This is a genomic window from Streptomyces sp. NRRL S-244 (assembly GCF_000717915.1).
GTDB lineage: Bacteria > Actinomycetota > Actinomycetes > Streptomycetales > Streptomycetaceae > Streptomyces.
In genome coordinates this window covers 146654-168551 of the sequence record NZ_JOCX01000015.1, presented here as the reverse complement: position 1 = coordinate 168551, position 21898 = coordinate 146654, and the positions used below count along the sequence as shown (strand labels likewise).

Below are 21898 nucleotides of genomic sequence, written 5' to 3'. Positions count from 1 at the left end.
CTCCCCTGACCGGCCGGTGCCGCCTCCGCCCTGCGGAAGGAAGCACCGGCCGGACGGGAACCCCGAACGGGTGAGTCCCGCGGAACGTGCGATACGGGCGGGGGCCTCGGCGGTGGCGCCGTTCGGGCGGGCGGGGGAGGCCGTCAGGGGCCGGCTCGACATGCGGAAGGCGGTACGCGCGCCAATACTGCTGATCGCGGGCATCGGGCCCGCCCGAAGGAGGCGTCCATGGACGACTACCCCGCGCTGAGTGTCTTCTGGAGCATGGTCTGGTTCTTCTTGTGGATCATGTGGCTGTTCCTGCTGTTCAAGGTGGTCACCGACCTCTTCCGGGACCACGAACTGAACGGCTGGGCCAAGGCGGGGTGGCTGATCTTCGTGATCCTGCTGCCGTTCCTCGGCGTACTGGTCTACATCATCGCCCGCGGCAAGAGCATGACCCAGCGCGAGGCCAAGCAGGCCAAGGAGACCGAGGCCGCCTTCCAGGACTACATCCGCAAGACGGCCGGGTCGTCCTCCTCCGGCGGGTCGCACGTCGACGAACTGGCCAGGCTCGTCGAACTGAAGGACAAGGGCGCCCTCTCCGAGGCCGAGTTCCAACAAGCCAAGACAAAGCTCCTGGCCTGACCCGGCCCGGCCCCGCCTGACCCGGCCCGGCCCGGTCAGTTGATCGGCTGCCTGGCCTCGGCGCGCACCTTCAGGGTCGTCCTGGCCAAGCCGTCGAGGTCGACGGAGGCGGGGTCCTGCCGGGCGGTCTCGGGCGTGACCACGGCGACCGCGGCACTCGTGTTCTCGTCGGCCCAGGAACACATCGGCAGGGTGGTCGTCTGACCCTCCTCGACCGACGTCAGCACCTGGCACGTCACGGTGATGTCCGCGCCGCTCGGCGTGATGTCCCGCGGGAGGACCGCCGTCTTCGCGCCGTCGGCCTTCGAGGCCCCGTCCATCATCTTCCTGCGGGCATCCGCCGGGTCCTTGAACTGGCCGTACATCCCGGAGAGGACGAGGACCCCGTCCGGATCCGTCGCCGATCCGGACGTGTACCGGCCGGTGGCGGGCTCCGGGTTGCGGATCTTCGGGTCATAGCCCTTGATCGCTTCCTTGCCCTGGGTCTGCGACAGGTCCTCGGAGAGCGCGTACGTACCGCCCAGCAGGGTCTTCGGCACCGTGAGCCGGTAGTTGGCCGCGGGGAACCCGACTCCGCTGGTGTGCTGGTTCACGTCTTTCATCCGGTTCAACACGAACCCCGCGACCACGAGCCCCACCACCGTGGCCACGATGACGCCGGCGCTCTTCCCGGTCCGGTGGCCGCCCGGCGGCAGCCCCGTCGGCTGCTGCCCCCACCCGCCTTGACCGTGGTACGGCTGCGGCTGCGGTGGGGGCGGGTACGGGTACTGCTGACCGGCGTACGGACCCGGCTGTTGCGGGGGTCCGTACGGACCGGGGGAGTACGGGGACGGTGGCGGCATGCTCATGCCCAGACGCTACTTCACGCCCGGATCACATCTCCGGCCGGGTTGCAGGAATTCCGACCCTACCGGCAGGTATCGGGCCGGGATCCGCCCAGGTTTGATAGGAGTTGGCGTATCCGGTGCGTCTGAGCGGGAAGGGCCGACCATGCTGGAGTTCCCCAAGCCGAGACCCCTGGTGTGCACGTACTGCCAGGCGGGCCCGAAGGACGGCACCGCTCGCACCCTGTCGGCGGAGGCCGGAACCCTGACGGTCACCTGGCACACGGCCTCGTGCCCCCACTACGCGGCGGACCGCATCCTCGCCGAGAAGCGGACCTGACCGCCGCCCGCGCGCCGCGAAGCAGCCGGATCGCGGCAGGAATCAGAGCGTGGTGACGAGTCCGCCGTCGATGGTGTGGTCGGAGCCCGTGGTGTTGCCGGCCCGGTCGGAGGCCAGCAGCAGGACGAGGTCGGCGACCTCCTCGGGACGGGTGAAGCGCCCGGTGACGGACTGCGCGGCGGCGCCCGCGACGATGTCGTCCGGCGTGCTCCCGGTGCCGCCCGCCACGGTGGCGGCCACGCCCTGCTCCCCGAGCCACAGGGCCGTCTCGACCGGGCCGGGGCTGACGGTGTTCACGCGTACGCCGCGCGGTCCGACCTCCTTGGACAGCGCCTTGCAGAAGTTGGCGAGCGCCGCCTTCGCCGCGCAGTAGTCGATCACCCCCGGGTCGGGCAGGTACGCGTTGACCGAGCTGACGGTGACGATCGACGCCGCACCGCGCTCCAGGAGATGGGGGAGGGCGGCCCGGGTGGTGCGGACGGCGGTCAGGAAGTTGATGTCCAGGGCCCAGGACCAGTCCTCGTCGGTCAGCGACAGGAACCCGCCCAGCCGGGGCCGGACGGCGCCGACGTTGTTGACGAGGACGTCGAGCCCGCCGAAGGCCAGGGCCGCCTCCCGTACCGCGTGCCCGGGTCCGTCAGCGGTGGCCAGATCGACCGCGACGGGCCGCACCCGCCCGCCCGCGGCCAGCTCCGTCAGGGGGCCGCTCACCGTACGGGCGGCGGCGACCACCAAGGCGCCTTCGCCGGCCAGCGCCCGGGTGACGGCCAGGCCGATGCCCTTGCTCGCTCCGGTGACCAGCGCCACCTTGTCCGTGAGATGCAGATCCACGAGGAACGAGTCTGTACGCATCCGGGCCCGGTGCGGTGCCGACAGGGCCGCGACGTCAGGCAGGTGGCCCCGTATCAGCCCAGGCGGGTCGGGGAGGAGGCCGCCGGGGTGAGGAGGCGGGGGGTGCCCGAGCCGTCTGCCGGGACCGTCCAGAGGTCGGTGGTGTCCGGCGCGCCCTCGGCGGGCAGGGCGTAGGCCACCGTACGGTCGTCGAGCCACAGCGCCTGGTCGTCCACACTGCGCTTCTCCGCGAGCGGCTGCTCCCGCAGCGTGCGCAGATCCAGTACGTGCTCGCGCCACAGCGAAGCACCGCGCATGACGCGCTTCTTGTACACGACCCGGGTCTCGTCCGGGGACAGCGACGGGCACTCGACGTTCTGGGCCAGGGTGGTGACGCTGCGCCGCGAGACCGAGCCCTTCACCAGGTACGTCTGGCCGGCGGTGCCGAGGGTGGCGTAGAAGGTGTCGTCGTCCTTGGAGAAGGTGACGCCCCAGAAGTTCACGTCCCCCGAGGAGTAGGGGCGGCCGTCCAGGACGATGGAGAACTTCTCCAGGTCGGGCTCGACCGCCCACGTACGGGTGTCCACGATCGTCGTACGGGTGGAGAAGAACGCGGCGCCGTAGGACTCGCCGGAGACGAACACCGTCCATGCGGCGAAGTGGCCGCTCGGCGCGACCCGGGCCCGCGACGGGGTGCCTGCGAGCGGGAAGGTGTGCAGCGTGCGCAGGTCCGGGTCGACGATCAGGGCCTTGTTGTCCTGGGCGAGCGCGCCCGGTGAGGAGTTCAGGCACACACCGGTGCCGGCGGCGGCGTGGAAGCGCCGGCAGGTGAGGCCCGAGGCGGTCCGCTCGGCCTGCGGCGTCTGGCCCGGGACCGAGACCAGGGCCCCGCGGTGCGGGCCCTGCGCGCCGTTGAGGAAGGCCAGCCGGTTCTGCTGCCCGAGCGTGACCCGGCCCTGCGCGACCGTCGGGTCCCCTTCGTGCGTCTGCTCGGCGCGGGCGGCGGAGCGCAGTACCAGCGCGGTGCCGAGACCCCCGAGGAGCAGCACGGCCACCGCGAGTACGAGCAGCCGGCGTGAGCGGGTCATCGGGTTCCTCGGGGGAGTCGGGCCGGGTCGGGAGCGGGGTCCGGACCGGGCCCCGGACCGGACTCCGGGGCCGACGGACGGAGTACGAAGCCGGCGACGGCAGCGCAGCAGCACAGACCGGCCGCCGCGGCGGCGAGCGCCGGACCGGCGCCCCACACCGTCCAGGCGGCGCCGAAGGCGAGCGAGCAGACGAAGCGGGCCAGCGCCTGGCCGGTACCGACGACGGCGAGGCCGGTGGCCCGCAGCTTCGCCGGGACGGTCGCACCGACGGCGGCGGGCAGGACCCCGTCGGTCGCGGCGTAGAACAGGCCGTGCAGGACGAGGACCAGGTACGGGAGGGCGGGCCAGTGCGGGGCCCACAGCAGCAGCCCGTACCCCGCCAGCAGGAGGGCGTGCCCGGCGAGGAAGACGGTGCGGCGGCCGATCCGGTCGGCCAGGGCGCCGGCCGGCACGGCCAGCAGCAGGAACACGGCGGCGGTGCCCAGGGGGAGCAGCGGGAACCACTGCTCGCGGATGCCGGTGCGGTCCTGGAGCAACAGGTAGAGGAAGGCGTCGCTGACGGTGGTGAGGCCCAGCAGGGCGGCACAGAGAGCGAGGGCGCGCAGCCGGGGCAGGCGCAGCAGCGCCGCCGCCTCGCGGAGGTTCACCCGGGCGGGCTTCGCGCCGGCGGGCTTCGTGCCGTCCGGCTTCGTGCCGTCCGGTTTCGCCGTCCCCACGGGACCGGGACCCGGCCCCGCCCCCGACGGGACGAACAGCATCAGCACCACCACACCGAGCACGGCGATGCACGCGCTGACGCCGAAGACGGCGTCGTACCCGCCGACCGCCATGTTCAGGATGAAGAAGGCGGCGAGGGGGCCGAGCAGCGCCCCGGTGGTGTCCATGGCGCGGTGTACGCCGAACGCGCGGCCCTGTAACCCGGCAGGTGTGGAAAGGGAGATGAGCGCATCGCGCGGAGCGGTGCGCAGGCCCTTGCCGGTGCGCTCCAGCGCGAGGACCACGCCCACCGGACCCAGGCTGTGCGCGAGCAGCAGCAGCGGCTTGCACAGGGCGGACAGCCCGTAGCCGATGCCCGCGATCAGCTTGTGGTTGCGGACGCGGTCGGCGAGGTGGCCGCCGGTCAGCTGCACCAGCGCGCTGACCCCGTTGTAGACCCCGTCGAGCGCGCCGAACCCGAGCGGACTCAGCCCGAGCCCTGCGACCAGGTACAGCGGCAGCACCGCGGTGACCATCTCCGAGGAGACGTCCGTGATCAGGCTGACCGCGCCCAGCGCGAGGACGGTCGAGGCGACCGCGGGTGCCCGGACGGGCCCGCCGTCCGGTGCGGTCTTCGCGCCGGCGGGCGCGGAGCGGTCCGCGAGGTACATGCTCTGGAGCTCCCGGTGCCGACGGTCTGGTCACTCGTACGTACGAGTGAAACCCTAATGGTTGTACGGGCCAACTGGGCGGCGTACGGCCCGATTCGGCGGATCCCCGCTGCTCAGGCCTGCTGTCGGCTGCTCTCGTCGCGCAGCCACGTCGAGAAGTCCCCCGACCGGATCGCCTTGCGGGCCCCCCGCCGGGCGGCCAGCGCCGCCACCACGAACACGACCACCCCCGGAAGCAGGCTCGGCTGGGCCCGCAGCAGGGCGCGCAGATCTCCGGTGCCGGTGCGCGCGGACGGCGCACGCGCCCCCTCAGGGCCCCCGGGCGCCCGCGAGGCCTGGAAGCGCTCCAGCTCGGCGGACGAGGTGGCCGCCCTGACCCGCCGCCTGATCAAGTCCCCCCAGGTGCGCGGCGGATGCACCACGACCCGGGCCGCCTCGACCACCCGCCGCTCCTGCGGCGTGAACGCGAGGGACGCCGCCAGGTCGTCGGCCATCAGCGGGGGCAGGGCGGCGATCCGGGCGTGCCCCGGCTCGGTCACCGCGATGACGCCCCGCCCGAACAGCCCCTCGCGGACGGCCGGCAGCCGCTGCCAGACCCGGTAGTACGCACGGACCGGCCAGGCGCACCCGGAGAGCGGGATGTCCCGGCCGGGGGCCGCGGCGAGCAGCTCCGGACGCGCCGCGAGGGCGCCGGTCAGCGCCCGTACGTCGGCCGCCCCGACCTCCACGTCGGCGTCCACGTACAGGCGCGGAAAGCCCTGTGCGTGCTCGTCGCCGACGCGAAGTGCCGTGTGTTTGGAGGGAGTCGGTATCTCCACCACCCGTACGCGGGGCCCCCGCGCGCCCGCCACCGCAGCGGTGTCGTCCGTACAGCCGTTGCACACCACGACGATGTCGGGCCCCGGTTCCGGGGCGTCGGCCAGGAGCGCGTCGAGGAGCCGGCCGATGACCCGGCCCTCGTTGTGGGCCGGGATCACGATGCTGGTCACCCCGGAAGTATGCACGCTCGAACACCCGCGCCGACCGTTTCCTCCAACTCTCCCCGGGGGTAGTCCCGGTGGTCTAGATTGAACGCAGCCGACCGGATTCGGCGTGCTTCGGCGACGCTGAAATCCAGTGGGAGCAGGGCAGTTGGGCAGTTGGGGTTACATGCGGGTACGGCGGCTTGGGGGAACAGGCCGCCTGCCCGTGGCCGGACCGGTGCGAGGGGCGCCGGGCGGCCGGGGGGCGGAAGTACGTCGCAACACGTAGGGCATCGGTCGTGGGGGGCCATCACCGTTGGGCAGGTCACGCACGGGTCGCGCATGCGCCCCGGCGCCGGCCGTCGGCGGCACCCCCTTCCTTCGCACGCGTCCCGGCCATGGGTTGTCGATTGCGCCCGCGGGCGTGCGCGGAAGGAAAGGTGAACGCTGTGAAGGAATCCGAGAAGGAACCCGAGAAGGACGCCGCGAAGGGTGCGGGGCGCGAGGCCACGATCGCAGGTGCCTGGCCGGCCAAGCCGTTAGGCGTCGCCGTCGTCGGAGCGGGCTACTGGGGACCCAATCTCGTCCGCAACTTCCAGTCCAGTCCGGGGTTCCGGCTCCGCTGGCTCTGCGATCTGAACGTCGACCGCGCGCGGCAGGTGCTCGGTCACTACTCCACCGTCCAGGCGACCTCCGACTACGCGGCCGTCCTGGCCGACCCGGCCGTCGACGCCGTCGCCGTGGCCACCCCGGCCGGCACCCACCTCGAGGTCGCCCTGGCCGCCCTGCGCGCCGGCAAACACGTCCTGGTGGAGAAGCCGCTGGCCGCCACCTACGAGGACGGCCTGAAGCTGGTGACCGAGGCCGAGGAACGCGGCCTCACCCTCATGTGCGACCACACCTACTGCTACACCCCGGCGGTGGCCCGCATCCGCGACATGGTCCGCTCCGGCGAACTCGGCGACATCCAGTTCTTCGACTCCGTGAGGATCAACCTGGGGCTCGTTCAGAAGGACATCGACGTCCTGTGGGACCTCGCCCCCCACGACCTCTCCGTCCTCGACTTCATCCTCCCGGACAACGTCCACCCCGTCGCCGTCGCCGCACACGGTGCCGACCCGATCGGTGCCGGCCAGTCCTGCGTGGCCTATCTGACCCTCACGCTCAACACCGGCGCCATCGCCCACGTCCACGTCAACTGGCTGTCCCCTGTGAAGGTCCGCACGACGATGGTCGGCGGCTCCAAGCGCACCCTGGTCTGGGACGACCTCAACCCCACGCAGCGCGTCGCCGTCTTCGACCGCGGGGTGGACATGACGGCCCCGCAGGAGATCGGCGCGGACGAGCGCCGTGACGTGCTCGCCTCCTACCGGACCGGCGACATGGTGGCGCCCGCGCTCGGCGAGAAGGAGGCCCTGCGCAGCATGGTCGAGGAGTTCGCCGCCGCGATCAGGACCCGGCGGCCGGCGCTCACCGACGGCTGGGCGGGCCTCCAGGTGCTCGACATCCTCGAAGCCGCCTCCCGCAGCCTGGAGTTCCGCGGCGCGGTCGTCGGACTGCGCACCGGGCGCTGACACCGGGCGCCGACGGCCGGCGGATCCGCCACCCGCACCATCTCGCCCGGCGTGCACACCGCGCCGGGCGCACCAGCACGAAACACCACGACCGACTCAGTAGGGGCAGGGCGTTGAGCAGCGTACGAGGCAAGAGGATTCTGGTCACCGGCGGGGCGGGCACGATCGGCTCGCACGTCGTCGACCAGCTGGTGGACAACGGGGCGCGCGAGGTCGTCGTGCTCGACAACTTCGTCCGGGGACGGCTCGGCAACCTGGCCCGCGCCCTGAAGAGCGGCGCGGTGAACGTCGTCGAGGGCGACATCCGCGACCGGGAGACCGTACGCAAGGCGACCGAGGGCGCCGAGCTGGTCTTCCACCTCGCCGCCATCCGGATCACCCAGTGCGCGGAGGAGCCGCGGCTGGCCAACGAGGTGCTGGTGGACGGCACGTTCAACGTGCTGGAGGCGGCCGTCGCCGCCGGGGTGGGCAAGGTGGTCGCCTCGTCCTCCGCCTCGGTCTACGGGCTCGCGGAGACCTTCCCGACCACCGAGCGCCACCACCCGTACAACAACGACACCTTCTACGGGGCCGCGAAGGCCTTCAACGAGGGGATGCTGCGCAGCTTCCACGCCATGTACGGGCTGGACTACGTCGCGCTGCGCTACTTCAACGTCTACGGGCCCCGGATGGACATCCACGGGCTGTACACCGAGGTGCTGATCCGCTGGATGGAGCGGATCACCGCGGGGGAGCCGCCCCTGATCCTCGGCGACGGCACCCAGACCATGGACTTCGCCGACGTACGCGACATCGCGCGGGCCAACCTGCTCGCCGCCGAATCCGACCTGACCGACGAGGTGTTCAACGTCGCGAGCGGTACCGAGACCAGCCTGCGCGACCTGGCCGTGGGACTGCTGGAGGCCATGGGCGCGGAGGCGATGGCGCCGGAACACGGGCCGGCCCGCGCCGTGAACGGGGTCACCCGGCGCCTCGCGGACACCTCCCAGGCCTCGGAACGCCTCGGCTTCACCGCCGAGATCGACATGCGCCGCGGGCTGCGGGACCTGGTGGAGTGGTGGCGGGCCGAGCGCGCGGCCGACGCGGCCGCGCGCTCGGCCGCTGCCGGGGAGGCCGGCCGATGAGCGCCGCGACCACTCCCGCCCCCGCCCGCATCCCGGTCATGATCCCGTGGCTCGGCGAGGAGGAGGCGCAGGCCGCCGCCGACGCCGTGCTCTCGGGATGGGTCGCCCAGGGCCCCCGGGTCGCCGCGTTCGAGCGGGCCTTCGCCGAGCGGGTGGGCGCCGAGCACGGCATCGCCGTCAGCTCGTGCACCACCGCCCTGCACCTGGCGCTGATCGCGCTGGACCTCGGCCCCGGCGACGAGGTGATCGTCCCCTCGCTGTCCTTCATCGCCACCGCCAACGCGGTGCGCTACGTCGGCGCGCACCCGGTGTTCGCCGACGTCGAGGAGGCCACCGGGAACCTGACCCCCGACACCGTGGACGCCGTACGCACCCCCCGCACCAAGGCCGTCCTCGCCGTCCACCAGGGCGGGGTGCCGGCGGACGTGCACGCCCTGCGCGCGGCCTGCGCCGACTGGGGCCTCCCGCTCGTGGAGGACGCGGCCTGCGGGATCGGCGCGACCGTGGGCGGCAAGTCGGTCGGCCACGGAGCCCTGCTCGCCGCCTGGTCCTTCCACCCGCGCAAGGTGATCACCACCGGCGAGGGCGGCATGGTGACCACGGACGACGCCGAGTGGGCCGAGCGCCTGCGCCGGCTGCGCGAGCACGGCATGAACGTGTCCGCGGCGCAGCGGCACGCCAGCAGCAAGCCGATCGCCGAGGCCTATCTGGAGGTCGGCTACAACTACCGGATGACCGACATCCAGGCCGCGGTCGGTCTGGTGCAACTCGGCAAACTGGACGCGATCGTGGCCCGCCGCCGTGAACTGGCGGCCCGCTACGGGCAGTTGCTCGCCGGGATCCCGGGCCTGCGCCCGGTCCGCGACCCCGGTCACGGCGAGGGCAACTTCCAGTCGTACTGGGTGCTGCTGACCGGGGACTTCCCGGTCGGCCGGGACGAGCTGCTCGCCGTGCTGGCCGAGGCCGGGATCTCGGTCCGGCGCGGGATCATGGCCTCGCACCTGGAGCCGGCGTACGCCGGACACGGGGCGGCTCCGCTGCCGGTGACCGAGCGGATCAGCCGCGATTCGCTGATCCTGCCGCTGTTCCACACCATGACGCAGGACCAGCAGGACCGGGTGGTCGCGGTGCTGCGCGAACAGGCCGGCGGATGACCGGCCCGCACGCCCGGGTCACCGAGGACCTCCTGATCGTCGGCGCGGGCGGCTTCGCGCGCGAGACCGCCCAGGCCGTACGGGACACGGCCGCCGCCGACCGGGAGCGCGGCCGCGCCCCCCGGTGGCGGCTCGCCGGGCACCTGGACGACGACCCGGCGCTGCACGGCCGGGAAGTCGACGGGGTGCCCGTGCTGGGGGGCGGCGAGCTGGTGCACCGGCACCCGTACCAGGACGCCCGCGTCGTGGTCTGCGTGGGCAGCCCGCGCGACTACGCGGTACGGGCCCGTCTCGTGCGGCGCCTGGCCCTGCCCGAGCGCCGGTACGCGACCGTGGTCCACCCCACCGCCGCGGTCTCGGCGTCCTCGGTGCTCGGCCCCGGCTCGGTGCTGCTCGCGCACTGCGTGCTGACCGCGGCCGTACGGGTGGGGGCCCACGTGGCGGTGATGCCGCACACGGTCCTCACGCACGACGACACGGTCGGGGACTTCGCCACGCTCGCCTCGGGGGTCCGCCTCGGCGGCGGGGTGCGGCTGGGGCGCGGGGCGTACGTGGGCGCGGGCGCCCTCGTACGGGAGAACACCACGCTCGGCGCCTGGTCGCTGACCGGTATGGGAAGCACGGTCCTGGCCGACGTGCCGCCCGGCGAGGTGTGGGCCGGAAGCCCCGCCCGCCGGCTGCGCGAGGCGGGGGGCCCGGCGCTCGACGAGCTGCGGGCCGACGGCGAGGAGACCGGCCGGGGGCCGGGGACACGGATGAGGCCCGAGACACACACGAGGCCGGAAACACGGATGGGGAGCACAGTCGGATGAACCAGATACCGCTCGTGGACCTGAAGGCGGCGCACGCCGAGGTCGCGCAGGAATTACGCGCAGGATTCGACCGGGTGCTCGCCGACACCGCCTTCATCGGCGGTGAGGAGGTCCGCGCCTTCGAGCGCGAGTACGCCGCCTTCGCCGGGGTCGGCCACTGCGTCGGGGTGGCCAACGGCACCGACGCGCTCGAACTCGCCCTGCGTGCGAGCGGGGTGGGCGTGGGCGACGAGGTGGTGCTGCCCGCCAACACGTTCATCGCCACCGCCGGAGCCGTCGCCCGGATCGGCGCCCGGCCGGTCCTGGTCGACTGCGTCCCCGACACCCTGCTCATGGACCCGCAGGCCGCCCTGGACGCGGTCGGCAAGGCCACGCGGGCCGTGGTCCCGGTGCACCTGTACGGGCAGTGCGCCCCCGCGGCGGAGCTCGCCGCGGGGCTGCCCTCGTACGCCAAGGTCGTCGAGGACGCCGCGCAGAGCCAGGGCGCCGCCCGCGAAGGCCGTACGCCCGGCAGCGGCGGCATCGCCGCCACCAGCTTCTACCCGGGCAAGAACCTGGGCGCGTACGGCGACGCGGGCGCGGTGGTGACCGACGACGAGGAGAAGGCCGACCTCGTACGGGCCCTGGCCAACCACGGCGGCATCGCCAAGTACCGGCACGACGTGGCCGGGTTCAACAGCCGGCTGGACGGCCTCCAGGCCGTGGTGCTGCGGGCCAAGCTGGCCCGGCTCGCCGAGGGCAACGCGGCCCGCCGCGCCGCCGCCGCCCGCTACGACGTGCTGCTGGCCGATCTGGCCGCCGCCGGACGCGTCACCCTGCCGGTCACGGCGCAGGGCAACGTCCACGTATGGCACCTCTACGTCGTCCGGGTCGGCGGCGCGGACCGCGACGCGGTCGTCGGCAAGCTCAACGCGGAGGGCATCGGCGCGGGCGTGCACTACCCGGCCCCGGTCCACCTCACCCCGGCCTTCGCTCACCTCGGCCACGGCCGCGGGGACTTCCCGCACGCCGAGCGGGCCGCGGACCGGATGCTCTCGCTCCCGCTCTTCCCGCAGATCACCGCCGCCCAACAGCAGCGGGTCGTGGACGCGCTCACCGACGCGCTGCGCTGACGCCCTGCGCCGCGCCGACGCACAACAAAGAGGTACAGATGAACAGACGGACAAGGTTGCTCCGGTACGGCCTCTTCACCGTGGTCGCCGCCCTGATGGCCACGGTCTTACCTCCGTCCTCGGTCGCGGGTGCGGCGGACCCCTGCGGTCCCGGCACGAACGCGATCGTGTGCGAGAACTCCAAGCCGGGCACGCCGATGTCCGACTGGTTCTCGCCCAGCGCCTACGGGGACATCAAGGGCTTCAGCGCCCAGACGAGCGTCCAGGCGGGCGAGACGGTGCAGTTCAAGGTGCAGTCGCCGACCTCCTACCGGGTGTCGGTCTACCGGCTGGGCCATTACGGGGGTGACGGTGCCCGCCTGATGTCGACCGCGGCGCAGGCGGCCCAGACCTACCCGGCGAACTTCCCCGCGGGCGGCAACCCGCGCAGCTGCACCACCAAGGCGGCCACCGGCCTGGTCGACTGCGGCAACTGGCCCGTGACCGCGACGTGGACCGTGCCGGCCGACGCCGTGTCCGGCCTGTACATCGCCAACCTCGACCAGGCGGACGGCAACGGGGTCATGCCGTACCCGTTCGTCGTCCGCAACGACTCCAGCCACTCCGACATCGTCGTGCAGACCAGCGACCAGACCTGGCAGGCGTACAACAACTACGGCGGCCAGGACCTGTACGACGGCGGGGGACCGGCGCCCGACGGCCGTGCCTACGAGGTCAGTTACAACCGGCCGATGGACATCGGCGGGGAGAACGGGATCTACGGGTCCGAGTACCAGATGATCTCGTGGCTGGAGCGCAACGGGTACGACGTGAGCTACATGTCCGGCATCGACATGTCGACCCGCGGTGCGACGCAGCTGGGCAACCACAAGGTGTTCATGTCCTCGGGCCACGACGAGTACTGGACCCAGGACCAGTTCACCAACGCGCTGAACGCGCGGCGCGCCGGGGTCCACCAGACCTACTTCAGCGGCAACGAGGTCTTCTGGAAGACCCGGCTCGCGCCCAGCATCGACGGCGCGGCCACGGCCAACCGGACGCTGGTCTGCTACAAGGAGACCAAGCTCTCCTTCCCCCAGCCCAACGGCATTCCGGACCCGAGCGGGATCTGGACCGGCACCTTCATGGACCCGGCCAGCTCCACGAACGGACGGCCGTACCAGCCGCAGAACCAGCTGACCGGCTCGCTGTTCAGCGTCAACGGCTACCGCAGCGACGCGATCACCGTGCCCGGCGCGTTCGCCAAGATGCGGCTGTGGCGGGGCACCACCGTCGCGAGCCTGACCCCCTCCCAGACCGCCACCTTCCCGGCCGGCACGCTCGGCTACGAGTGGGACAGCGACGTCGAGGACGCGGCGCGGCCGCCCGGGCAGATCGCGATGTCTTCCACCACGGTCGACATCAACGACGGCAAGCTCCGGCTCGACTACGGCAACACGTACGGGAACGGCACCGCGACGCACAGCCTGGTCGCCTTCCGCGACCCGACCTCGCACGCCCTGGTGTTCGGGGCCGGCACCGTGCAGTGGTCCTGGGGCCTGACCAACATGCCGACGGGCAACCCCGACGACACCGTGGTCACCGAGGACAAGCGGATGCAGCAGGCCACGGTGAACGTGTTCGCCGACATGGGCGTCCAGCCCAAGTCCCTGCAGAGCAACCTCGTCACGGCGACCGCCTCCACCGACTCCACCGGCCCGGCCATCACCGTGACCAGCCCGGCGGCCAATGCCACCGTGCCCGCGCTGCGCCCGGTGACCATCACCGGCACCGCGACCGACAGCGGCGGCGGCGTGGTGGCCCGCGTGGAGGTATCCACCGACGCGGGCACCACCTGGAAGGCGGCCACCGGAGTCGGGTCCTGGACCTACAAGTGGACCCCGACCACCCCCGGACCCGTCCAGATCAAGGTCCGCGCGGTGGACGACAGCGTCAACATCGGCGCCACCACCACCGTGCCGCTGACCGTGGGACCCCAGCAGTGTCCCTGCACCGTCTGGCCGGCCGCGGCCGTACCGGGCACCGTCAACGCCGGTGACGGCAGCGCCGTCGAACTCGGCGTGAAGATCCGCTCCTCGGCGCCCGGCTCGATCACGGGCGTCCGCTTCTACAAGTCCCCGGCCAACACCGGCACCCACACGGGCAGCCTGTGGAGCAGCTCGGGCCAGCGCCTGGCCACCGGCACCTTCACCAACGAGACGGCGTCCGGCTGGCAGCAGCTGAACTTCTCCTCGCCCGTCCCGGTCAAAGCCAACACCACGTACATCGCCTCCTACTTCGCGCCCCACGGCGGGTACTCCTTCGACAACACCTTCGCCTCCGCCGACGCGGGGCTCGCCCCGCTGACCGCACTGCGCAGCGGCAGCGACGGGGGCAACGGCGTCTACCGCTACAGCGCCACGGGCGGGTTCCCGTCCACGGCCGCGTCCGGCAGCAACTACTGGGTCGACGCGGTCCTGGACACCTCCAGCGCGAGCACGACGCCGCCCACCGTCACCTCGATCACCCCGCAGTCCGCGGCGACCGGCACCGCGATCACCTCCGCGGTCAAGGCCACCTTCAGCGAGGGCATCGACTCCGACACCCTCTCCTTCGCACTGAAGGACCCGGGCGGGGCCACCGTCCCGGGCAGCAAGGTCCTCACCGCCTCCAACAGCGCCACCTTCACCCCGTCCACCGAGCTGGTGCTGAACACCACGTACACGGCCTCGGTGCAGGCCGCGGACCTGTGGGGCAACTCCATGGCCGCGCCGGTCACCTGGACCTTCACCACCAGCGCGAGCCCGCCCACGGTGAACTGTCCCTGCACCCTGTGGGGACCCACCGCCGAGCCGAGCACCGCCAACGTCGGCGACGACACCAACTCCGTCGAGCTGGGCACCCGCTTCCAGTCCGCGGTCGGCGGATACGTCACCGGCATCACCTTCTACAAGGGCCCCGGGAACACCGGTACGCACACCGGCAGCCTTTGGTCGGCGGACGGTACCCTCCTCGCCACCGGCACCTTCGGCAGCGAGACCCTGTCCGGCTGGCAGCAGCTCCACTTCGCCACCCCGGTGCCCATCACCGCGGGCACCAGCTACGTGGCCTCCTACCACGCGCCGAACGGCAAGTACTCGGTGGACGGCGGCTACTTCACGGCCGCGCACCGCTCCTACCCGCTGGTCGCCCCGGCCGACGGCAGCGGCGGCGCCAACGGCCTCTACAAGTACGGCGCTTCCACGGCCTTCCCCACCAACACCTTCGGCTCCGTGAACTACTGGGTCGGCCCGGTCTTCACCACCACGGCGCCGAACGGCCTCGCGGCGGACGGCTCGACGGAGGTGAGCGGCCAGTGAGCACCGTCAGCGTGGTGATCCCCTGCTACAAGTACGGCCACTTCCTGGCCGACTGCGTCAAGAGCGTCCTGGACGAGCAGCCGGGCGTCGACGTACGGGTACTGATCATCGACGACGCCTCGCCCGACGACTCCGCGGACGTCGCCCGGGCCCTCGCCGCCGCCGACCCGCGCATCGAGGTACGGGTCCACGAGCAGAACCAGGGCCACATCGCCACCTACAACGAGGGCCTCCTGGAGTGGGCCGACGGGGACTACGTCGCCCTGCTCTCGGCCGACGACCGGCTGGTCCCCGGAGCCCTGGTGCGCGCCGCGGCCCTGCTCGACGCCCACCCCGAGGCCGGCTTCGCCTACGGCCGGCCGCTCCGGTTCCGGCACGGGGGACCGCTGCCCGCGGCCCGCACCCGGAGCACCGGATCGGTGGTCTACCCCGGACGGTGGTGGCTGGAGCGGCGGTTCCGGGAGGGCACCGGGTGCATCACCTCGCCCGAGGTGGTCGTCCGTACCAGCCTCCAGCGCAAGGTCGGCGGCTACGACCCGGAGCTCCCGCACGCCGGCGACATCGAGATGTGGATGCGGCTCGCGGCGCACGCCGACGTGGGCTACGTCCGCGGGGCCGACCAGGCCTTCTACCGCGTCCACGGCAACAACATGTCGACCACCGACTTCGGCGGGCAGCTCGACGACCTGCGCCAGCGCCTCGTCGCCTTCGACTCGGTCCTGGACAAGTGCGCCGGCCTGCTCCCGGAGGCCGGCCGGCTGTCGGCCCTGGCGCGGACCCGGCTCGCCCGGTACGCGCTGCGGCGCGCCTACCGCGCGTACGACCGCGGGCGCACCGGGGTGGTGCCGGTGGAGGAACTGGAGGCGTTCGCCGCCGAGTGCCTGCCGCAGTACACCGGGCTCCCCGAGTACCGGGCGCTGCGCAGGCGGCGGCGGATCGGGGCCCGCGTGATGCCGTACCTCCAGCCGCTGGTGCTCTCGGCCGTCGCCGACCGGGGGCGCGAGTGGCTCTGGTGGCAGTCCTGGAAACGCCGAGGGATTTGATGAACCAGCAGTACTCAGCGGGCCGCCGCGGCCACGAGGACCCGGCTCTCGGTTTCGCCCTCGTCCCCCGGACCGGTGTCGGCGCCCTCGCGCCGGCGCCGGTTCCGGCGCGTCACGAGCCGATCGGTCCACAGCGCGGCGGCCACCCCGCAGACCCCGGCCAGCAGTGCCGTCCCGGCCAGTGCGCGGCTCTTGGTCCCGGTCTGCGCCACCGCGGTCGGCGGCACCAGCAGGGTCACGCTCATCCGCGCCTTCTCCGGGATCTGCTGCTCGGCCTGCATGGTCGTGATGCGCTTCGTGTACGCCTCGACGACCTTCAGCACGGCCAGGTTGGCGGCGGCGGGATCGGCGTGCTCCGCCTGCACCTGGAGCGAGGGGATCAGATAGCGGGGGGTGACGCTGGTGCCGCTGTTGCGCGGCATCAGCCGGTAGGTGCCGTCCACTCCCGCGGCGCGCAACTCGTCCGCCCCGGCGGGCGATTCGATCTGCTGCACCGCCGCGTACGACACGGCGGCCAGCGGCGGCTGGAGATTGGCGAGCTGATTGGGCTGGCTGCCGGTGACCGGCGGCTTGAGCACGACGATCGCCGAGCTCACATAGGTCCGGGTGGGGCGGAGCACCTGCACGGCCCCGGCGGCCGCGAGCGCCGCCACCAGGACCAGGACGTACCAGCGGCGGCGAAGCGTGCGGAACAACTCACCAGGCGACACAGGATTCCTTCCGTCGCGTTCGATCTTTCCAGGACGCCGGTCCGCCCGCCATCGGTTCCGGCAGGCGCAAGGGGGCATTCGTGAGCATCGGTGAGATAGCCGCCGTGCTGCGGCGGCGCTGGTACGTGATGGTGCCCCTGACGGTGATCGGACTCCTCGCGGGCCTGCACCTGTACCGCTCGGTGCCCGTGGCGTACCAGTCGCAGAGCTCGGTGGCCCTGCTCGACTCCACGGCGGTGGCCGAACTGGCCCCCGCCTTCGGCAACCCCATCTCCAACGCGGGCGGTTCGCTGGTCGTCACCGCCGACGTGCTGATCAGGACCCTGTCCGGAGCCGACGCGGCCCGCGACCTGCACGGCCTCGGCGTGACCGACCCGTACACGGTCGGCTTCGCCGCGAACACCTCGGGCCCGATGCTCACGCTGACCGTCACGGGCACCGACCGGGCGAAGGTGCTCAAGGAGACCAGTACGCTCACCACCTTCGCCGGCGAGCAGCTCAACGCGCTCCAGGCGGCCGCCAAAGTACAGCCCGCGTACTTCGTCCAGACGGCCCCGGTGGTGCTGCCGCAGACCCCGGTGCCCCAGCTCAAGAGCCGCTACCAGCAGGTGCTGGGGGTCGTCATCGCGAGCGTGACCGCCGGCTTCACGCTCTCCTTCGTGACGGAGACCCTGCTGGTGGCCCGCCGCCGCAGGCGCGAGGCGGCCGCCGCGGCCGCCTCGGCCGGCGCACCCAAGGCGCGCGTGCGCAGGAGGCTGCCCGGCCGGACGCCGGACGCCACCGCGCTGCTCAGCGGCTACCTGGGGCTGGCCTTCTTCATCCCCTCGAACCTGACCCTCCCGGGCATGGGCGGGGTGGGCACCCCGGCCAACGTGTTCGCCCTCCTCGGCCTGTTCTGGTACCTGGCGACCTGGCTGACCGGCCGGATCCGGCCGGCCGCGGGCACCCGGTTGCCCCGGGTCGTGATGTGGCTGCTGGCCGTCTCCGTCCTGGCCTCGTACCTCGCCGACGCCACCCGGGGCAGCACCCACAAGGAGGTGCTCGGCGCGGACCGCGGCCTGATCGGCCTGCTCGTCTGGGTGTCGATCGTCGTGCTGGTCTCCGCCGGCATCCAGGACCGGGCCCGTCTCGACGTCCTGCTGCGCCGGGCCGTGGTGATGGGATCGGTGGTCGCCGCCATCGGCTACTACGACTTCTTCACCGCGACGAACATCGCCGAACACATCAGCATCCCCGGGCTCCGCTCCAGCGTCGCGCAGATCACCACGCTCGACCGCGGGGCGTTCACCAGGCCGCGCTCCACCACCGCCCAGCCGCTGGAGTTCGGCGGCATGCTCGCCCTGATGCTGCCCTTCGCCGTCCAGCAGGCCTTCGACCCGGTCCGCGCCCACCTCAGCCGCCGGCGGCGCTGGGGGCCGGTGGCCCTCATGGGCGGAGCCCTGCCGCTGACCGTGTCGCGGACCTCCATCATCGGGGTGCTCATCGTGGTCCTGGTGATGGTGCCGCGGTGGAAGCCGCAGCGCCGCTGGACCGCGATCGGGCTGCTGTTCGGCTCCGTGGCCTGCTTCAAGGTCGCCGTACCCGGGTTGATCGGCACCATCACCACGCTCTTCGGGTCGTTCCTGTCGAACTCCGACAGCAGCACCCAGGCCCGTACCGTCAAGTACAGCGCGATCGTCCCCTACGTGGAGGAGCGCCCGCTGTTCGGGCGGGGCCTCGGGACCTTCACGCCGGACCTCTACTTCTTCACCGACAACCAGTACATGCTCACCCTGGCGGAGATGGGCCTGCTCGGCCTGCTCGCCCTCCTGGCCCTGTTCCTCACGGGAATCCACCAGGGCGGTGCCATCCGCCGCCTCGCCGCCGACGAGTCCGACCGGGAGCTCGGCCAGGCGTTCTTCGCCTCCGCCCTCGTCGCCCTCGTCAGCAGCGCCACCTTCGACGCCCTCAGCTTCCCGATGTTCGCCGGGATGTTCTTCCTGACGATCGCCGCCGGAGGCAGTTACCTCGGCTTCATCCGGCGCGGCGCGCCGCCGAAGCCCCCGACCGTGGAGTCCGCATGCCCTCCCGCCGCCACCCGGACCGATCTCGCAGCGCCGGTCCCGTAGCCGTCCTCGTCGTCACCTGGAACAGCGCCCGGGTGCTGCCCGAGTTCCTCGCCTCCCTGCCCGAGGGCATGGCCGGGCTCGACTGGCGCCTGGTCGTCGCCGACAACGACTCCGCCGACGACACCGTCGACGTCATCCGCTCGCTGGCCCCCGGGGCCACGGTCGTCCAGACCGGCCGCAACGCCGGGTACGCGGCCGGGGTGAACGCCGCCCTCGAGGCCGCTGCCGCGTGGGAGGGCGGCTTCCGGGCCGCCCTCGTGTGCAATCCGGACATCCGGATGCGGCGGGGCTGCGCCGAACTCCTCGTCGACGCGCTCGACGCACCCCTGTCCGGCGGCCGCCGCGTCGGGATCAGCGTCCCGCTGCTGTACGAGGAGGACGGCACCCTCCAGCACTCGCTGCGCCGCGAATCGCGCGTGACGCGGGCCCTGGGGGAGGCCGTGATCGGCAATCGCCGGGCCGGTCGCTTCCCGCGCTGGAGCGAGCTGGTCACCGACCCGGCCGCCTACGAGCGGGCGACCGTCGCCGACTGGGCGACCGGCGCGCTCATGGCCCTCTCCCGGGACTGCCTGGACGCGTGCGGCGCCTGGGACGAATCCTTCTTCCTGTACTCGGAGGAGACCGAGTACTGCCTGCGGGCCGGGGACCTCGGCTTCGCCACCCGTCTCGAACCCGCCGCCCGCGCGGTCCACCTCGGCGGGGACTCGCAGGTCTCGCCCCGCCTGTGGACCCTGCTGACCCTCAACCGGGTGAGGCTGTACGGCCGTCGGCACGGAGCGGCGGCGACCGCCGCCTTCCGCGGGGCCGTACTGCTGCGCGAGACCTCGCGCGCCGCGCTCGGCCGGCCGGCGAGCCTGGCGGCGGCGCGGGCCCTGGCCAGCCCGTCCGCGCTGCGCGCCACGCCCGGCCCCTGAGCCGGATGCCGGGTCACCCGGTGGGCGTCTGCCCGTCCCAGGCGGTGTAGAAGCTCTCCGGGTTGACCAGGTAGCGGACCGTGGGCCGGGGCACGTGCCGGACCTCGTGGCGGCGCGCGTAGCGGCGTACGAGCTCCCAGTCCTCGCGCGGCAGCACCTCGGGCGTACGCCGCAGCCGGCTGAAGTACAGGGACCGGGTGCGGCGCGCCACGAAGGCATTGGTGTCGAGGAAGGCCTCGTGCGCGGCCCGGCGGCGGTCGAACGGCACCGACAGCACGTCCCGTTCGGAGCCGTCGGGCAGCACCCGGCGCAGCGCTGTGTACACGGCCTCGGGCCCGCCGGGTGGCTCCAGCACCGCGAGGGCCTGCTCCAGGTGGTCGGGCTCCCACAGGTTGTCGTCGTCCAGGAAGGCCACGTACCGCGAGCGGGTCAGCCGTATCCCCACGTTGCGCACGACTCCGGCCGTGGCCGTGTTGCGCGCCAGCGACACCGCGAACAGCCGTGGGTCCTGCGGTAGTTCGGGCAGGCCGGCGCCGTCGTCGACCACGATGACCACCTGGTCGGCGACCGTCTGCCCGAGAGCCGAGCGGACCGCCGCGCGCAGTGCCTCGGGACGGCGGTGGGTGGCGATGACGGTGGCCACCAGCGCGGCGGGCGGGCTGCCCAGGAGGGTGGCGAGCCGGGCGGTCTCGGCGTCCTCGAAGGACCGCAACCGCACGGCGGAAGGGGCGAGCAGGACCTTGTTCCTGGCCTCGAAGAGCACCAGCCAGCCGAAGGCCCGCTTGAGCAGCTCCCAGGGGGCCCGGGCGATGCGGCGCATGATGTCCTCTCGGTTCGAACGTCAGGTCGTCAGGGGGCGGGCTCGGGGACCACGGGCCGGCCGTCGGCCGTACGGTTGCCGCGCCATACGTTCCCGGCGCCGCCCGCGTTCCAGGCGGCGACCAGCCCGTAGGCGCCGGCGTTCGCGTGGTATTCGGCGGAGAACACGTTGTCCGTGACCTGGATGCCGGTCGCGCCGGGCCCGCCGCCGTAGAGCGCGTACGCCCCGCCGGCCAGCCAGTTGCCGTCCACGACCACGGAGGAGACGTTGCCGGTGTCCGCGAAGAGCCCGACGGCGGCGCTGGCGCCCTGGTGCACGGGGACGGGGTTCAGGAGGGTGTTGTGGCGGATGGTGAGGCGGCCCTTGTTGCCGCCGCCGCTGATGACGGCGTCGGTGTGCTGCCATTCGCCGCCCTGGTTGCGGAAGGGGACGATGTCGTGCACGTAGTTGTCGTGGATCTCGCCCTGGCCCATCGAGAGGGCGTTGCCGAACACGGAGATGTCGCACCAGCCGACTTCGATCGAGCTGCCGCCCATGTTGGAGACCGCGTAGTCGACGCCGCCGTTGTCGGGGCCCTTGCCCGGTACGGCGGTGATGGTGGTGTGCAGGACGCGCAGACCGCTGAAGCCGGGGCGCAGGTTGATCCCCCACCAGTTCGTGGAGGTGATCCGGCTGTCGATGACGGTGACGTCGTTGGCGTAGACGTCCAGGGAACCGCGGATGTCCCAGCCCTTGATGACCATGCCGTCGGTCTTCACGGACATGTTGCCCGTGTCGTGCCGCTCCAGCGCGATCCGCGGTCCGGTGGTGCCGGCGTCCGGGAACCCGCACGCGCCGGGCGAGGAGCACGGGCCCCCGGGCGCCGGGCTCAAACCCGGCGAGGGCGCGGCCGAGGTCGGAGCCGTACTGGCCGAAGGACTCGGACTGCCCGATGCGGACGGATCCGCGGAGGGCGAGGCGGACGGCGTGATCTCGGGCGGGGGAGTGGCGCCGGGGCACCGGAGGGCGCTGTCCGGGCACGGCCCGGCCGAGGGCCCGGCCGACGGCTCGCTGACCCCGGTCCGGTCGGCGTCGTACAGCGCGAGTACGACGGCCAGTACGAGCCCGGCCAGCAGCCAGGCCACGAGACGCCTCCGGTCGCGTGCCACGG

The 21898-nt window shown here is 72.8% G+C and carries 19 protein-coding genes; 11 read left to right on the top strand and 8 right to left on the bottom strand.

Features of this window, described 5'->3' with window-relative positions; genetic code table 11:
- Positions 1-228: 228 nt before the first annotated feature.
- Entirely contained in the window at positions 229-627 is a 399-nt protein-coding gene (locus IF02_RS0120325) for an SHOCT domain-containing protein (RefSeq protein WP_030158952.1), read from the top strand.
- A 35-nt stretch (positions 628-662) separates the two neighbouring features.
- Here the strand turns inward: IF02_RS0120325 and IF02_RS0120320 are convergent, their stop codons facing one another.
- On the bottom strand, positions 663-1475 hold the full coding sequence (locus IF02_RS0120320) for a hypothetical protein (protein ID WP_030158950.1): 813 nt from the start codon (positions 1473-1475) through the stop codon (positions 663-665).
- Between the two features lie 142 nt (positions 1476-1617).
- Here IF02_RS0120320 and IF02_RS34850 point away from each other — a divergent pair, with 142 nt between their 5' ends.
- Positions 1618-1791, top strand: coding sequence for a hypothetical protein (locus tag IF02_RS34850; protein ID WP_158708521.1), 174 nt, complete (start codon positions 1618-1620; stop codon positions 1789-1791).
- Between the two features lie 42 nt (positions 1792-1833).
- Here IF02_RS34850 and IF02_RS0120310 read toward each other — a convergent pair whose 3' ends face one another.
- The 4 genes from IF02_RS0120310 to IF02_RS0120295 all read right to left on the bottom strand — a co-directional run bounded on the left by IF02_RS0120310 (position 1834) and on the right by IF02_RS0120295 (position 6066).
- Positions 1834-2622, bottom strand: coding sequence for an SDR family NAD(P)-dependent oxidoreductase (locus IF02_RS0120310; protein ID WP_030158948.1), 789 nt, complete (start codon positions 2620-2622; stop codon positions 1834-1836).
- A gap of 74 nt (positions 2623-2696) precedes the next feature.
- Positions 2697-3710, bottom strand: coding sequence for a hypothetical protein (locus IF02_RS0120305; protein ID WP_030158946.1), 1014 nt, complete (start codon positions 3708-3710; stop codon positions 2697-2699).
- Entirely contained in the window at positions 3707-5077 is a 1371-nt protein-coding gene (locus IF02_RS0120300; protein WP_051696385.1) for an MFS transporter, read from the bottom strand. The genes IF02_RS0120305 and IF02_RS0120300 overlap by 4 nt, the downstream gene beginning before the upstream one ends.
- A gap of 113 nt (positions 5078-5190) precedes the next feature.
- Positions 5191-6066, bottom strand: a complete 876-nt coding sequence (locus IF02_RS0120295; RefSeq protein WP_037836692.1) for a glycosyltransferase — start codon at positions 6064-6066, stop codon at positions 5191-5193.
- A 422-nt stretch (positions 6067-6488) separates the two neighbouring features.
- Here IF02_RS0120295 and IF02_RS0120290 point away from each other — a divergent pair, with 422 nt between their 5' ends.
- The 7 genes from IF02_RS0120290 to IF02_RS0120260 all read left to right on the top strand — a co-directional run bounded on the left by IF02_RS0120290 (position 6489) and on the right by IF02_RS0120260 (position 16196).
- Entirely contained in the window at positions 6489-7613 is a 1125-nt protein-coding gene (locus IF02_RS0120290) for a Gfo/Idh/MocA family protein (protein WP_234318274.1), read from the top strand.
- A gap of 113 nt (positions 7614-7726) precedes the next feature.
- The gene (locus IF02_RS0120285) at positions 7727-8737 is read left to right on the top strand and encodes an SDR family NAD(P)-dependent oxidoreductase (protein ID WP_030158939.1); all 1011 of its coding nucleotides are present in this window, start codon (positions 7727-7729) and stop codon (positions 8735-8737) included.
- Positions 8734-9891: a DegT/DnrJ/EryC1/StrS family aminotransferase gene (locus tag IF02_RS0120280; RefSeq protein ID WP_030158937.1), complete on the top strand. Its 1158-nt coding sequence runs from the start codon at positions 8734-8736 to the stop codon at positions 9889-9891. The genes IF02_RS0120285 and IF02_RS0120280 overlap by 4 nt, the downstream gene beginning before the upstream one ends.
- The gene (locus IF02_RS0120275; protein ID WP_078622205.1) at positions 9888-10703 is read left to right on the top strand and encodes an acetyltransferase; all 816 of its coding nucleotides are present in this window, start codon (positions 9888-9890) and stop codon (positions 10701-10703) included. The genes IF02_RS0120280 and IF02_RS0120275 overlap by 4 nt, the downstream gene beginning before the upstream one ends.
- The gene (locus tag IF02_RS0120270) at positions 10700-11815 is read left to right on the top strand and encodes a DegT/DnrJ/EryC1/StrS family aminotransferase (protein WP_030158933.1); all 1116 of its coding nucleotides are present in this window, start codon (positions 10700-10702) and stop codon (positions 11813-11815) included. The genes IF02_RS0120275 and IF02_RS0120270 overlap by 4 nt, the downstream gene beginning before the upstream one ends.
- Positions 11816-11853: 38 nt before the next feature.
- Positions 11854-15153 carry a DUF4082 domain-containing protein gene (locus IF02_RS0120265; protein ID WP_030158931.1) on the top strand — a complete coding sequence of 1100 codons (3300 nt, stop codon included), beginning with the start codon at positions 11854-11856 and terminating at the stop codon, positions 15151-15153.
- Positions 15150-16196, top strand: coding sequence for a glycosyltransferase (locus IF02_RS0120260; protein WP_030158929.1), 1047 nt, complete (start codon positions 15150-15152; stop codon positions 16194-16196). The genes IF02_RS0120265 and IF02_RS0120260 overlap by 4 nt, the downstream gene beginning before the upstream one ends.
- A 14-nt stretch (positions 16197-16210) precedes the next feature.
- On the opposite strand, the gene IF02_RS0120255 is transcribed toward IF02_RS0120260, so the two are convergent.
- Positions 16211-16891, bottom strand: a complete 681-nt coding sequence (locus IF02_RS0120255) for a hypothetical protein (protein WP_106977321.1) — start codon at positions 16889-16891, stop codon at positions 16211-16213.
- A 95-nt stretch (positions 16892-16986) separates the two neighbouring features.
- On the opposite strand from IF02_RS0120255, the gene IF02_RS0120250 reads away from it, so the two are divergent.
- Positions 16987-19014 (top strand): O-antigen ligase family protein, encoded by a 2028-nt coding sequence (locus tag IF02_RS0120250; protein ID WP_030158924.1) that lies wholly within the window; start codon positions 16987-16989, stop codon positions 19012-19014.
- Positions 18966-19928 carry a glycosyltransferase gene (locus tag IF02_RS0120245; protein WP_030158922.1) on the top strand — a complete coding sequence of 321 codons (963 nt, stop codon included), beginning with the start codon at positions 18966-18968 and terminating at the stop codon, positions 19926-19928. The genes IF02_RS0120250 and IF02_RS0120245 overlap by 49 nt, the downstream gene beginning before the upstream one ends.
- Positions 19929-19941: 13 nt before the next feature.
- On the opposite strand, the gene IF02_RS33215 is transcribed toward IF02_RS0120245, so the two are convergent.
- Both IF02_RS33215 and IF02_RS0120235 read right to left on the bottom strand, forming a co-directional pair.
- Positions 19942-20748, bottom strand: a complete 807-nt coding sequence (locus IF02_RS33215; RefSeq protein ID WP_030158920.1) for a glycosyltransferase family 2 protein — start codon at positions 20746-20748, stop codon at positions 19942-19944.
- A gap of 29 nt (positions 20749-20777) precedes the next feature.
- Positions 20778-21896: a hypothetical protein gene (locus IF02_RS0120235; RefSeq protein ID WP_030158918.1), complete on the bottom strand. Its 1119-nt coding sequence runs from the start codon at positions 21894-21896 to the stop codon at positions 20778-20780.
- Between the last annotated feature and the right edge of the window lie 2 nt (positions 21897-21898).